Here is a 12,520-nt window from a genome sequence, read left to right on the forward strand (position 1 = left end):
CCGCGCGGGCCGCCCATGCGGAGGACAGCAGGAGGGCGGATCGGGTCTCGGGGGCGGCGTCGCTCCACTTGCGCAGCGCGCCCTTGTGGTCGGCGCCTGGACCCCCCGGCCCCAGCGTGCTGTTCGTGATCGGCCGCGCCCTCGCGCAGGGCCGGCGGGCGGCGCTCACCACGGTGGCCGGCAACACGCTCGGCGCCTGCGTGCTCGTCGTGGCCGTGGCCCTCGGGGTCGGCGCCGTCGTGGAGCGCTCGGTGCTGCTCTTCACCGCGCTGAAGCTCGTCGGCGCCGCGTACCTCGTGTACCTCGGAGTCAGGGCGGTGCGCGGGCGCGGGTCGCTGGAGGCGGCCTTCAGCGGCGAAGGCCCCGTACACAGCGGTCTGCGCACGCTGGGGGAGGGCTTCGTCGTGGGCGTGGCCAACCCCAAGACCATCGTGTTCTTCGCCGCGGTACTGCCCCAGTTCGTCGACCGGGGCCAGGGGAACGTCACGGCGCAGATGCTGCTGCTCGGGCTGGTCTTCAACCTCATCGCGGTGGTGTCCGACAGCGTCTGGGGCGTGGTCGCGGCCACCACCCGCACCTGGTTCGCCCGTTCACCGCGCAGGCTCGCGGCCGTCAGCGGGGCCGGCGGCCTCACGATGATCGGCCTGGGCGTCACCGTCGCCGTCACGGGCCGCAAGGACTAGGGGCGACATCCATTGACTATCGATCGCAATCGATCGATTATCGATGGATGCATCGCTTCTTCATGGCCGCGCTGCGCGGTGGCATCGCCACGGCGATCCTCTTCGGGCTCTTCGGCCAGCTCGTCATCCTCCCCACCACGGCCGCCGACGAGGTCGACCGCTTCCCCCCGTACGCCCCGTACGCCGTGCCCTATACGGCGGCCGCCATCGTCGGGGTCGCCTGCGTCCAGATCGTCCTCGCGGCGGCGTGGAAGCTGCTCGGCATGGTCGAACGTGACGCGATCTTCTCGTCGGCGGCCTTCCGGTGGCTCGACGTCATCATCGGCTCCACCGTCGCGGCGACCGTGCTGGCCCTCGCCGTCGGCTGCCACCTGATGCTCGCCGACGTCCCCTCCCCCGATGACGGCATGGAGCTGATCGGCGCCCTGGCGGCCGCGACCGGGACCGCCGGCATCGGGGCCTGCCTGGTCATGCTCTTCGTCATCATGCGGGGTCTGCTGAGCAAGGCGCACACGATGAAGAGTGAACTCGCCGAGGTGGTCTGATGGCCATCATCGTCGACCTCGACGTGCAGCTCGCCAGGCGCAAGCTCTCGGTCGCCGAGTTCGCCGCCGCCGTCGGGATCAGTCCCGCCAACATCGCGGTACTGAAGAACGGCCGGGCGAAGGCGGTCCGGTTCACCACGCTCGACGCGATCTGCCGCACGCTCGACTGCCAGCCCGGCGACGTACTGCGCTGGGTGCCCGACGACGCGGACACGGAGGCGGAGGCGGACCGGTCCGGCTGAGGAAGGGCCGGCGGGCCCCCGGTCAGCTCCTCGAAGCCGGTTCCGGCTCGCGGCCGGGGGCCTGCGCCCGCGGTGCGGGGCCGGCCGGTACGGCGCGCGGCCAGCGGCGGTCTACGGCCTTCTGCACCCGGCGGCCGACACGCTGCATGGGCAGCTCGACCAGCCGGTACATGAGGTGGCTCGCGGCGAGCAGGACGGCGAGGAACAGGGCCGTCCACACGAGCTTGCCCAGCGTCGAGGACGGCATCGGCGGGACCCCCACCAGCGGGCCGACCGTGTGCAGCAGTGCGATGTGCAGCAGGTACACGGAGAAGCTGACGGCGCCGAGCCAGGTCAGCACCTTCGGGAAGCGCCGTGCGCGCAGCAGGTAGCCGAGGCCGAAGAGGACCCACGCCGCCAGGTAGGCGACGGACCAGGCTTTCCAGCCGGAGGTCCAGGTGGCATCGGCGGCGGCGCCCCGGTTGTACAGCCAGCCGGTCAGGACGCCCGCCAGGACGACGAAGCCGAGGCAGAGCAGGCCGGGGACCCGGGCGAGCTGGCCGTGCTGCACCCGGTGGACGATGGTGCCGGCGAACATGGTCGCGAAGATCATCCAGGTTTCGAAGCCGGGGGCCCGGCTGTTGAGGGTGATCAGGACCAGGCCCGTCGCGCCGAGGAGCACGGCGCCGGTCGCGGTCAGCTTCCGGTTGCCGCTGAGCACGCCCGCGAAGCCGACGAGGACGATCGCCGCGACGACGAGGACGAGCAGGCGGGTGGAGCCGATCCCGTCGGTCAGGAGGTGGGTGCCCAGGGCCGTGCCGACCGCCAGGGCCACGGCGGCGAAGGCGACGGCTATCGCGCCGCTGTGCCGGTGCAGGCCGCGGGTGAACAGGGCGGTGACGAAGAAGTAGAAGACCATCTCGTACGTGAGCGTCCAGGTGACGTTCATGGCGTTGACGACACCGAGCACGTCCTGGAGCATCAGGCCGTTCGCGACGAGCGAGGCCAGGTCGTCATCGGTGCGCAGCAGCGCCACCGAACCGTCGCCGGCCGGCAGCATGAGCATCGAGACGGCCAGACCGGCGATCAGCGCCGGATAGATCCGGAAGATCCGGCCGATCCAGAAGGCCCGAACGTCCCCGCGGCGCTCCAGCGAGGCGGGGATGATGTAGCCGCTGACTATGAAGAAGAGCATGACGCCGAAGACGCCCATGTCGAAGTTCCGCCATACGAAGCCCCCGAAGGGCAGCATCCGCAGCACGTCGAAGTGGTGCAGCGCGACGATGAGGGCGGCTATGCCGCGCAGCGCGTCCAGCCAGCCGAGGCGGGCGCCGGGCGCGGCGGCGGACGGGGCCACGGCGGTGGGGGGCCGTCGAACAAGTGGGGGAATCAGCTTCTTCACGGCAGGACCCTAGCCGACGGCCCGAGCAGCGCCCGCCCGGGCCCCGGCGCCCCTTGTGCGCATCATCACAGAGGCGCGGGCGTCTCAGAGGGGACGGGTCCGGCCCCGCGTCACCAGGCGCAGGGCGTGTTCCACCGGCCCCCGGCGCACCGGGCTGTGCGCCCAGGCGCGTTGCCAGGCCCAGGTGAGGGCCAGCGCCGTGCCGCTGAAGGCGATCCAGGCGAACCAGGAGGCGACCCCGTACGCCGGCCCGGCCAGCACCAGCGCGTGGATCACGTACGCGCTGAGGGCCATCGCCCCGAGCACCGCCAGCGGCCGCAGCAGCCGGGCTCCGGTGCGGTGGCGCGCGGCGAAGACGCACAGGCCGATCAGGGCGCAGCCCACCCCCGCGTTGCCCAGGGTCTCCAGCGGGGTCTGGCTGTACGGGTCGGCCACCAGCAGCCAGTCCCACGACGTGCTCGGCACGGCTCCGAACTGCCCGCGCAGCACCTCCCGTACGGGGTCGGCGGCGGCCAGCGCCTCGGGATGGTGGACGGCGATCGCCCCCAGCAGCCGCTCACGGGCGCCGAACACGTGCGTGGCGAGCCAGGCGGAACCGTAGCCGACCACGGCCGCGGCCGTGCCCCACGCGGCCATCCGCAGGGTCACGGCGCGCTCCCGCACGTCGCAGAGGCGGGCGAGCGCCATCCCTGCCAGGACGTACGGGAAGTAGGTGGCCAGCGGATACGCGCCGGTGAGCAGCAGCTCGCACACCACGTCCGCCGCCCCGGACCAGCTCGTCAGCTGCGTGGCCTCGGGGACCGCGCCCCGGCCGGACGAGCCGTAGCCGAACACCGGGCCCAGCAGGAACGACAGCAGCGGGCCGGCCACCACCGACACCCCCGCGACGGCGGACAGCACGGGTGTGGAGAGCCGGGTGAAGGGTTCGGCGGCCAGGAAGTACACGGCGAAGAAGGCCAGGATGACCAGGATCCCGGGCCACAGCGCGGCCAGCAGGAGCCCGAGGGCGGCCAGGACGGCGCAGCGGATCAGCAGCGGGCGCCAGCGCGGGGCCCACCCCCCGGGCGCCGCCGCCGGGTCCTGCCCGCGCTGGGCGAGCAGCAGCGAGAACCCCGCGAGGAGCGTGAACAGGGCCGGCGCGCGGCCGTCCGCCGCGACCATCAGGTAGCGGGCGCCCTCGGGTTCCGGGCTCGGCCCGACATGGACGGCGAACATGCCGAGGACGGCGAGGCCACGGACGGCGTCCACCCCGGCCAGCCGGCCGCTTGCGGCCCCCGTGCGCGTCCCCGGGCCGCCGGCGGCTCCCGTGCGCGTCCCCGCACCCGCCGAGGCGCCCCGGGTCAGCCGCACGTGACGCTGTCCCGCGGCGTGTAACGGGTCTTCATCGTCTCCCGCTTGGCTTCCTTGCCGCCCTGGACGAAGACGCGCTCGACGGCGACGTCGAAGCCCTCCAGCGGGGCCTGGGGTTCGCACTTCGGGCCGTTGTCCGTGCGGACGGCGGGCTGGCGGACATTGGTCCGGGGGCCCTGGACCGCGCGGATCTCCTCGTACTTCTTCGTGCCCAGGAAGGTGATGGTGATGGAGGTCTCGGTGGCCTCGGCCTGGATGTACAGGGCCTTGCCCGAGTCGTTGGCGAAGCGCAGGTCGAGGCTGCCCCAGGCGACGGTGGCCTCGCGGCCCTCCGGATAGCGCTCGATGTAGAAGGAGTGGGCGCCGTACTCGACGGGTTTGACCCCCGCGAAGAACACGGCGTTGAAGACGGTCGTCGCGACCGCCGAGACACCGCCCCCGGACGCCTTCTCGTACTGGCCGTTGTTGATGATCAGGCCGTCGACGAAGCCGTTCTCCTTGGTGCGTTCGCCGACGGTGCGGTTGAAGCTCCAGGTCTCGTCGGGCAGCACCAGCGAGCCGTTGATCAGCTCGGCGGCCCGGCCGATGTTCGTCGTGCGGTACGCGGCCGGCTCGAACGTCACGGTGAAGGAGGACACCTTCTCCTTGATGCCCAGCTGCTGGACCGTGTCCGCGGACAGCCGGGGCCGGGCCTCCTCGGTGGCGACCTCTCCCGTACGGGCGCTCGCCCCGGACCCGGTCAGCAGGGGCAGCAGCGCTCCGCTCAGGGCCTGCCCGGAGACCTGACGGCCGGACCGTCCCTCCTCGGCGACGGCGACCCGGCCCGCGCCGTCGACCGTCAGCCGGGCCTCGGCCGGACCGGGGACGGCCTGCCGCAGCGGCCCCGCCAGGGCCGGATCGGCGAGGAGCGCCCCGGCGTCGACGCCGGGGACGAGCCGGCCCTTGCCGTCGTCCTTCAGGGTCAGGTGCTCGGAGAGGACCGCGGGGCCGACGGGTATCCGCTTGCCCGCGACGGTCAGGGTCACGGGGGCGGACATCGCCGGCCCGGCGAACTCCTTCAGGGCCCGGTCCGTCTCCTGCTTCCCGATCCGCGGTTCGGTCCGCCGGACGGGCAGGACGACGGGCTCCGCCGAGGTGCGCGGATAGGCCCCGCGCAGCGCGTCCAGGGAGCCGTCCACGTCCAGGGCGGTCCCCGTCACCGGGGCCACCGCCTTCGCCTTGCCCTTCTCGAAGGTGACCGAGCCCTCCCGGACCTCCTGCGCCGCCTTCTTGCCCAGGGTGTCGAGGGTGGCGCGGGCCGCCCGCGCGTCCAGGCGGACCACGGGTGCCACGTCCGGATCGCCCGAGGAGAACAGCCGGCCGATCACCGCGAACGGGTCGGAGCCGGAGCCCGCGGCGCGCTCGACCGTCGCGGCGCTGTCCAGCGACAGGCCCAGGGTCTGCGGGCCCGCCTGCTCGGCCCGGTCGCCGATCCGCAGCGCGACCGGGGCGGCGGCCGACGGGCCGAGTTCCCGCTCCAGCGCCTGGCGGGCCCCGGCCCGGCTCATGCCGCCTATGTCGACACCGCGCACCTTCGTCCCCGGGGCGACGTCCTCGCCGGCCAGGAGCAGTCCGGCGGCGTACAGCCCGCCGAAGCCGAGGGCCGCGGCGCCGCCGGCCACACCGGCGAGCACCGGCACGGACCACCGTTTTCCCGTGGGGTCCGCAGGGCCCGTGGAGTGCGCGGGGCCCGTGGGGGAACGGCGTCGCATGTGGGGGTCTCTCCCGTGTCCGGCTGAAGTGGTCGGACCGGCGGTTTCAACGCCGCCAGTCCGCACGGGGAAAGCTACCAAGGGATACATAACCAGGTAATAAGGAGGTATAGAACCGGCAAAGCACGGAGTTCGGTCCCTGAAGCCGGAACCGCCGTAACCCGGGAGTCGCGGCCGCTGTTGCACAGCCCGCGGGTCCACCCACGGTGAACGGAGTTCCGATGCCGCAGCTGACCGACGACAAGGCCGTGCCCGGCCAGACGGCGCAAGCGGCGCGGACGGCGCCGGCGGCGCCCGGCCGCGCCGGGCCCGAGGGGACGGGCACCCGGATGACCCCGGAGGCGTACGGCGCCTCGCGCGCCGCCCTGTGGACCGGGGCGGTGGTCCTCGTCACCGACGCCGAGGGCCGCGTCCTCGTCCAGAGCGTCGACTACCGCGCCGACCGGCTGCTCCCCGGCGGTGCCGTGGACGCCGGCGAGTCCCCGTCCGCCGCGGCGGCCCGGGAGGTGCGCGAGGAACTGGGCATCGACGGCCGCTACCCGCGCGGCCTCGCCGTGGACTGGATCCCGCGCGAGGACCCCGGCTTCCCGCCCGAGACACGGTTCCCCGGCGAGGTCCTGTACGTCTACGACGGCGGTACCTGGGCCCAGGACCGGATCGAGGCCGTCCGCCTCCCGGCCCAGGAGATCACCGGCATCGACTTCGCCGAACCCGCCGACCTGCCCGCCCTGATGGACCCCGGTGACGCCCGCCGCACCCTGTCCGCCCTGCGCGCCCGGATCGCCGGCTGCGGCACCGCCCTGCTGGAGGACGGCCGCCCCATGACGCCCACGGCCCTCGACCGGCTCGGGGTGCTCCGCACCCGCCGCGCCCGGCAGCACGGCACCTGGCGGCCTGGCCCGGCGCCCGCGCGGCTGCCCGTCCGGGACCACCGCGGCTGGCTGTTCGCCCCCGACGGCCGGGTCCTGCTCCTGATCGCCCGCGCCACCGGCTCCGCCCACCTTCCGCCCCCGGCCGCCGGAACCACCGCCGGGGCCGCCCCGCTCGGGCACCGGCTGACCGGGGACGGCGCCCACCTGCGCACGGCGGCCCGCCTCACCGCCCTCGCCCCGCTCACGGACCCGGCGTACGCCCGGCTGCTGGCCACCCCCGAGCAGGTCCGCGAACTCAGCGACTGGGGACCGGCCGGGGAACGCGAACTCGCGGCGGTCCACGCGGCGCGCACCCGGCTGTCCCTCCCGGCTCCGGCCCGCACCCCGCCCACCGAGCTGCCCGAGGAGGCCGTCCGCTGGTGACGGCTCGCGGGCCCGGGCCCGGGGCACCGGGCCCGCGGGACCGAGCCTGCGCCATGACCGGGAAATCCGGCCCCCGCGGCCCGCGGTCCCGCAGCATGGGCCCATGAACGACAGCGCGATCACCTACACCCTGTACATCCAGGCCGATCCCGCCCGGGTCTGGCAGGCCCTCACCGAACCCGCCCTCACCCGCCGGTACTGGGGCCTGAGCTTCGAGACCGACTGGGCCGTGGGTTCGACGATGGACTGGGTCGAGCGCGGGGCCCGCACCAGCGACCCCGCCCAGGTGGTCCTGGACTGCGTCCCCGACCGGCTGCTCTCCTACACCTGGCACACCTTCACCCCGCAGTGGGCGGCGGCCGCCGGCATCGGCGAGGAACTGCGGGCCGAGCTGGCGCGGGAGCACCGTACGAAGGTGACGTACGAGATCGAGCCCGTCGGAGACACCCTCTGCCGACTCACCGTCCTGCACGAGGGGTTCCGGACCGGCGGGACCCTGATCGGCATGTGCGGGCGGACCTGGCCGCTGCTCGCCTCCAGCCTCAAGACCCTGCTGGAGACCGGCGCTCCGCTGCCCGGGCCGGGGCACGACGCGGAGCAGGGGGACGGCGGGTACGAGGCGTACGAGGCGTACGAGCCCCGCCGGACCGACGGCACCGGCGAGAGCTGATCCCGGCGGCGCGTGCGCGCGGCAGGGCGGCCGAGCTGGGCGCGTCCGGCGCCGCGATCCCCGCGACCCCGGCCGCGCTTCCTCCCCGCCGGCCGCCACCCGTCGCCCTCCGCACCCCACCCGGACAGCCGGGTCCCGCACCTGAGATCATGTGTAGCGACCACGAATGAGGAGCGCAGGCATGACATTCGCACAGCACCGCGTCGTCATCACGGCCGCGGGGCGCGGCTTCGGGCGGACCCTGGCCCTGCGGTTCGCCGCCCGGGGCGCGGAGGTCCACCTCTCCGCCCGCACCCTCGAGGCCGCCGAGGGCGTCCGCGCGGAGATCATCGCCCAGGGCCACGACGCCGACCGGGTCCACGCCTTCGCCTGCGACCTCACCGACCCCGCCTCGGTGAGGGAGTTCGCCGCCGCGGTGGCCGCCCGTACCGGCCACGTCGACGTGCTCGTCAACAACGGCGCGCGCTACCAGCACGGCACCGACCTGCTGTCCGCCTCCGACGAGGAGGTCGTCGACACCCTGGCCTCCGGCGCCACGGGCACCGTCCTGGCCACCAGGGCCTTCCTCCCGCTCCTCCTGAAGTCGGCGAAGCCGGACATCGTGACCATGGTCTCGGGCTGCGGAGAGCCCGGCAACCACCGGTCCGACGCGCACGGCGCCTTCTACGCCGCCAAGAGCGCCCAGGCCGGCTTCACCGAAGTCCTCTCCCACAGGCTCCGCGACCAGGGCGTCCGGGTGATCTCCCTGTACCCGCCGGACTTCGACAACCACGACCCGCTGTCCGTGGCCTGGGAGAACGCTCCGCGCACCTCGAAGGACCAGCTCACCGCCCAGTCGTTGGTGGACTGCGTCTTCTTCGCCGTCGGGCAGCCCCGCGACTGCTTCATCAAGTCCTTCACCTTCGAACAGGTCTGACGACGGCGGCGACGAGGGCGGGGACGCACCCCCGAGGCCGGCCGGCGCGCGAACCGGTCCGGGCGCGCGAACCGGCCCGCGCCGTACGGCACTTGGCGCCGGACGGCCGCCCGGTCCGGTCCCGGCGGGGCGCCGGCGAAGCACGCGGCATCCGCGCCCTCCAGGCGGCCGGCTTGCGCCCGGCCGGCGCCGGGTCGCCGATGCCGGCCCCCGCCGGCCGAAGCCCGCGGCGCAGCCGTGCCCATGCCCGACGGCACCCTGACCACCGGCCGTTCACGGCGGTCGTGTGCAATGGGTTCCATGGCGAGAGGGAAGAAGCAGTGGCCGGCGGCCATCGGCACTCCGACTTCGGTACGGGGCGCGCCCGCGCGGCGCGGCCGGGCGCGGACCGCGGCGGGGGCGGGGTGCGGGCGGCGGCGCGGGCCCGCGGTGGACGCCGAACGGGCCGTCGCCGGTTGGGCCGAGACCACCGCCGGGTCGGCCGGGCCGCACGGACGGCCGGTCCGAACCGGCGGCGATCCGTACCCGGACGGACCGTGGACGCGGCACACGGGCGAAGGCGCCGCGCGATGAACCCCTCCCGTGCCGCCGCCTCCGAACACTGGCGCTACGCCCGCCACCTGGAGTCCCTGGCCGCGACGCCGGATACCGCCGCCGAAGCCGACGCGGTGGCCGTCGTACTGCGCGACCCCGACCCGGTGATGGCCGAGAGCGCCGTCGTCACCCATCTCGACCGCCGGGCGGTACGGCTGCTGGCCGACGACGCGTTCCCCGCCTGGGCCCACGCCCTCGGCGCCGCCCTCGCGGGCCGCGCGTTCCCCGAGCGCCGGCTGCGCGAGTGGACCCTGCTGCGGGCCGTCGAAGGGGGCGGGGCCTGGTCTGCGGCGGAGCTCGTTGCGGCCTCCGACTGGTGCCAGCGCACCGCCGCCCAGGCGGTGACCTCGTACGAGGCCCTCACCCTGCTCGCCTCGGACGCCCGCACCCGACGCGTCCGCAACGCCGCCGCGCAGCGCCTGCGCGGACGCGCTCCGGCCTGAGACGGCGCACTCCGGCCGGAGGCCGGACCCGGCCCGAGGTCAGCCCCGGGACGAGGTCAACTCCGGCCCGAGGTGTGTCTGTTGGCCGTGCGGACGCGGCGTCAGTTGGCCTTGCGGACGCGGGCCGCGGCGCGTGCCTCGGCCGTCAGGCGGGCCTCCGCCGTCTTGCGGGACTCCTTGCCCCGGCCCGGCCGCCCCGGGCGCTGGCCCATGCCGCGGAAGCCCAGCTCGGAACCGGAGGGCTTGCCCTTGGCGTCGGTGGGTGCGGCGCCGGCCAGCGGCACCCCGGAGGGTGCCTTGGCCCCGGTGATCCGGCTGAGCGCCGCCTCCCCGGAGCGCACCTGGGTGATCTCCGGCCGGATGCGGGCGTCCGCCATCAGCCGGACCATGTCCCGGCGCTGGTTCGGGGTGACGAGCGTGACGACCCGGCCGGACTCGCCGGCCCGCGCCGTGCGGCCGCCCCGGTGCAGGTAGTCCTTGTGGTCTGCGGGCGGGTCCACGTTGACGACGAGGTCGAGGTCGTCGATGTGGATGCCGCGCGCGGCCACGTTGGTGGCGACCAGGACGTTGACGGCGCCGGTCTTGAACTGCGCCAGCGTCCGCGTGCGCTGCGGCTGCGACTTGCCGCTGTGCAGGCCCTCCGCCCGGACACCCATGGCGCGCAGGTGCTTCACGAACTGGTCGACGCCGTGCTTGGTGTCCAGGAACATCAGCACCCGGCCCTCGCGCGCCGCGATCTCGGTCGCGGCCGAGATCTTGTCGGCCGCGTGGATGTGCAGCACGTGGTGGTCCATCGTGGTCACCGCGCCCGCCTGCGGATCCACGGAGTGGGCGACGGGGTCCTTCAGGTAGGTGCGGACCAGCTGGTCGACGTTGCGGTCCAGGGTCGCGGAGAACAGCATGCGCTGCCCCGCGTGGTGCACCTGGTCCAGGATCTCCGTGACCTGCGGCATGAAGCCCATGTCGCACATCTGGTCGGCCTCGTCGAGCACGGCGATCTTCACGCGCTCCAGGTGCACGTCCCGCCGGCCCACCAGGTCGCTGAGGCGTCCGGGGGTGGCCACCACGACCTCGGCGCCCGTACGCAGCGCGCTGACCTGCTTGCCGATGGACAGGCCGCCGACGACGGTGACCATCCGCAGGCTCAGCGCCTCGGCGTACGGGGTCAGGGCCTCGGTCACCTGCTGCGCCAGCTCGCGCGTCGGTACGAGGACCAGCGCGAGCGGCCGCTTGGGGTCCGCCTGCTGCCCCGCGGTACGCGCCAGCAGGGCCAGGCCGAAGGCCAGCGTCTTGCCGGAGCCGGTCTGGGCGCGGCCCAGGACGTCGCGGCCGGCCAGCGCGTTCGGCAGGGTGGCGGCCTGAATGGGGAAGGGGTCCTTCACCGCCAGCTCGGCCAGCTTCTCCACCAGCTCAAGGGGCAGGTCGAGCTCGGAGAACGACGCCACCGGCGGGAGCGCCGGCGTCGTCGACCGGGGCATCGAGAACTCGCCCTGCGGTCCGAGGGTGCGTGTGGCCTTGGCGGCGGACTTGCCGCCGCCCTTCGCACCCGCCTTCACACCGAAACGCCCATGAACCGACGGGTTCTTCATGCAGAACCTTTCGAAGAAGAACAGCGAGAACAAAAGATGGTCAACCGCCCATGGTACCAGCGGGGGCTAAGCCTTCCCGGCGCCCAGTTCCCCGGCCCGGACCTGCGCCAGGTGGGCGCGGGCCTCGCCGGCCGCCCGCCCGAACCAGTCGGCGATCACGGCGGTCTCGTCGGGCGTGTAGTCGGCGAACAGGGCTCCGAGCCGGTCGTAGAAGGGCTGGTACACCGCGAAGACCCGGACCGCGGCCCGCGGGTCGGCCACCACCCGGACCCGGCGCCGGTCGGCCGGGTCGGGCTGCCGGTGCGCGTATCCGGCCCGCTCCAGGCGGTTGAGGACGCCCGTCACGGCTCCCGTGGTGAGGTTCACCAGCTCGGCCAGGTCCCCGGCGGCGAGCGGGGTGTCCCCGGCGCCCAGCACGTGGCCCAGGCAGGTCAGGTCCGTGACGTTCAGCCCGAGGAGCTGCGCCATCTCCTGCTGGCCGACGATCCCCAGGGCGACGTAGTGGTCCATGCGCGAAAGCGCCTCCCCGGCGGTGGCCGGCGGGCGGGACTTGCCCTGCACGCGGATTCTCCTTAGTGTCTAAGTTACTTAGCTCGTGAGATGCTTACTTTGTGAAGTAAGTGTTCCCTTGCGAGCCTAGTGCCGCCCGTACGACCAGGGAGAATCATGAGCGCGCACGGCGACGTCGACCTCGGCCACACCGTGGCCGGATGGACCGGCACCACACTGGCCCTCCTGGGCTTCACCGGATCGGGTCTCGCGGTGTGCGCGGCCTGGGTCCCCGGCATCTGGACCGGCCTCGCGGTCGTCGCCGCGGCGGGGGCCGCCACCTGGCTGCTGCACCTCGCCGGATGGGGCAAGGCGAGCGGCCCGCGCCCCGTCTCCCGTCGCGACTGGCGGGTCCGGGACACCGCCGCGCACGCGGGGCACGCCGGCTGCCTGGGCTGCCGGATCAGCGGGCCGCGCCGGGTCCGCCCGGGAGGGCCCGCGGCGGGTGCGCCGGTGGTGGAGGCCCGGCCTCGCGCCGCCGCCCCGTCGTAGCCCGTCCGGTCCGGGCGGGC

General features: G+C 74.4%; 13 protein-coding genes. 8 read left to right on the top strand and 5 right to left on the bottom strand.

Features of this window, described 5'->3' with window-relative positions; all coding sequences use genetic code 11:
* The first annotated feature begins 68 nt into the window (after positions 1 to 68).
* Genes ABT106_RS27635 through ABT106_RS27645 form a run of 3 tightly spaced genes read left to right on the top strand, consistent with a single transcriptional unit; the run spans position 69 to position 1,470 of the window.
* Positions 69 to 683: a LysE family translocator gene (locus ABT106_RS27635; protein ID WP_351282572.1), complete on the top strand. Its 615-nt coding sequence runs from the start codon at positions 69 to 71 to the stop codon at positions 681 to 683.
* A 47-nt stretch (positions 684 to 730) separates the two neighbouring features.
* Positions 731 to 1,228 (top strand): DUF2975 domain-containing protein, encoded by a 498-nt coding sequence (locus ABT106_RS27640; RefSeq protein ID WP_351282543.1) that lies wholly within the window; start codon positions 731 to 733, stop codon positions 1,226 to 1,228.
* The gene (locus tag ABT106_RS27645) at positions 1,228 to 1,470 is read left to right on the top strand and encodes a helix-turn-helix domain-containing protein (RefSeq protein ID WP_351282546.1); all 243 of its coding nucleotides are present in this window, start codon (positions 1,228 to 1,230) and stop codon (positions 1,468 to 1,470) included. Before ABT106_RS27640 ends, ABT106_RS27645 begins: the two co-directional genes overlap by 1 nt.
* 22 nt (positions 1,471 to 1,492) lie before the next feature.
* On the opposite strand, the gene ABT106_RS27650 is transcribed toward ABT106_RS27645, so the two are convergent.
* The 3 genes from ABT106_RS27650 to ABT106_RS27660 form a co-directional block, all read right to left on the bottom strand.
* The gene (locus ABT106_RS27650; protein WP_351282548.1) at positions 1,493 to 2,851 is read right to left on the bottom strand and encodes an acyltransferase family protein; all 1,359 of its coding nucleotides are present in this window, start codon (positions 2,849 to 2,851) and stop codon (positions 1,493 to 1,495) included.
* 84 nt (positions 2,852 to 2,935) lie between these two features.
* Positions 2,936 to 4,099, bottom strand: a complete 1,164-nt coding sequence (locus ABT106_RS27655) for a DUF418 domain-containing protein (RefSeq protein ID WP_351282551.1) — start codon at positions 4,097 to 4,099, stop codon at positions 2,936 to 2,938.
* 92 nt (positions 4,100 to 4,191) lie between these two features.
* Positions 4,192 to 5,952 carry a VanW family protein gene (locus tag ABT106_RS27660; protein ID WP_502979493.1) on the bottom strand — a complete coding sequence of 587 codons (1,761 nt, stop codon included), beginning with the start codon at positions 5,950 to 5,952 and terminating at the stop codon, positions 4,192 to 4,194.
* Positions 5,953 to 6,173: 221 nt separating this feature from the next.
* Between ABT106_RS27660 and ABT106_RS27665 the strand changes: the two genes are divergently transcribed.
* The 4 genes from ABT106_RS27665 to ABT106_RS27680 all read left to right on the top strand — a co-directional run bounded on the left by ABT106_RS27665 (position 6,174) and on the right by ABT106_RS27680 (position 9,870).
* Positions 6,174 to 7,247: an NUDIX domain-containing protein gene (locus ABT106_RS27665; protein WP_351282556.1), complete on the top strand. Its 1,074-nt coding sequence runs from the start codon at positions 6,174 to 6,176 to the stop codon at positions 7,245 to 7,247.
* A gap of 103 nt (positions 7,248 to 7,350) precedes the next feature.
* Positions 7,351 to 7,917: an SRPBCC domain-containing protein gene (locus ABT106_RS27670; RefSeq protein WP_351282559.1), complete on the top strand. Its 567-nt coding sequence runs from the start codon at positions 7,351 to 7,353 to the stop codon at positions 7,915 to 7,917.
* 181 nt (positions 7,918 to 8,098) lie between these two features.
* The gene (locus ABT106_RS27675; RefSeq protein ID WP_351282561.1) at positions 8,099 to 8,833 is read left to right on the top strand and encodes an SDR family oxidoreductase; all 735 of its coding nucleotides are present in this window, start codon (positions 8,099 to 8,101) and stop codon (positions 8,831 to 8,833) included.
* 569 nt (positions 8,834 to 9,402) lie between these two features.
* Positions 9,403 to 9,870, top strand: coding sequence for a hypothetical protein (locus ABT106_RS27680; RefSeq protein WP_351282564.1), 468 nt, complete (start codon positions 9,403 to 9,405; stop codon positions 9,868 to 9,870).
* 101 nt (positions 9,871 to 9,971) lie between these two features.
* On the opposite strand, the gene ABT106_RS27685 is transcribed toward ABT106_RS27680, so the two are convergent.
* Positions 9,972 to 11,459, bottom strand: a complete 1,488-nt coding sequence (locus ABT106_RS27685; RefSeq protein WP_502979494.1) for a DEAD/DEAH box helicase — start codon at positions 11,457 to 11,459, stop codon at positions 9,972 to 9,974.
* A 66-nt stretch (positions 11,460 to 11,525) separates the two neighbouring features.
* Positions 11,526 to 12,020 carry a MarR family transcriptional regulator gene (locus tag ABT106_RS27690; RefSeq protein ID WP_351282567.1) on the bottom strand — a complete coding sequence of 165 codons (495 nt, stop codon included), beginning with the start codon at positions 12,018 to 12,020 and terminating at the stop codon, positions 11,526 to 11,528.
* Positions 12,021 to 12,125: 105 nt separating this feature from the next.
* Here ABT106_RS27690 and ABT106_RS27695 point away from each other — a divergent pair, with 105 nt between their 5' ends.
* Positions 12,126 to 12,500, top strand: a complete 375-nt coding sequence (locus ABT106_RS27695) for an HGxxPAAW family protein (protein WP_351282569.1) — start codon at positions 12,126 to 12,128, stop codon at positions 12,498 to 12,500.
* Positions 12,501 to 12,520: the final 20 nt, after the last annotated feature.

The sequence above is a fragment of the Streptomyces sp. NPDC002044 genome, assembly GCF_040296725.1.
GTDB lineage: Bacteria > Actinomycetota > Actinomycetes > Streptomycetales > Streptomycetaceae > Streptomyces > Streptomyces antarcticus.

What these genes read in the sequence shown, in the direction of transcription:
- ABT106_RS27640 (WP_351282543.1), top strand. Translation starts at nt 731, where the DNA reads ATGCATCGCTTCTTCATGGCCGCGCTGCGCGGTGGCATCGCCACGGCG.
- ABT106_RS27645 (WP_351282546.1), top strand. Translation starts at nt 1,228, where the DNA reads ATGGCCATCATCGTCGACCTCGACGTGCAGCTCGCCAGGCGCAAGCTC.
- ABT106_RS27660 (WP_502979493.1), bottom strand. Translation starts at nt 5,952, where the DNA reads ATGCGACGCCGTTCCCCCACGGGCCCCGCGCACTCCACGGGCCCTGCG.
- ABT106_RS27665 (WP_351282556.1), top strand. Translation starts at nt 6,174, where the DNA reads ATGCCGCAGCTGACCGACGACAAGGCCGTGCCCGGCCAGACGGCGCAA.
- ABT106_RS27670 (WP_351282559.1), top strand. Translation starts at nt 7,351, where the DNA reads ATGAACGACAGCGCGATCACCTACACCCTGTACATCCAGGCCGATCCC.
- ABT106_RS27675 (WP_351282561.1), top strand. Translation starts at nt 8,099, where the DNA reads ATGACATTCGCACAGCACCGCGTCGTCATCACGGCCGCGGGGCGCGGC.
- ABT106_RS27680 (WP_351282564.1), top strand. Translation starts at nt 9,403, where the DNA reads ATGAACCCCTCCCGTGCCGCCGCCTCCGAACACTGGCGCTACGCCCGC.
- ABT106_RS27685 (WP_502979494.1), bottom strand. Translation starts at nt 11,459, where the DNA reads ATGAAGAACCCGTCGGTTCATGGGCGTTTCGGTGTGAAGGCGGGTGCG.
- ABT106_RS27695 (WP_351282569.1), top strand. Translation starts at nt 12,126, where the DNA reads ATGAGCGCGCACGGCGACGTCGACCTCGGCCACACCGTGGCCGGATGG.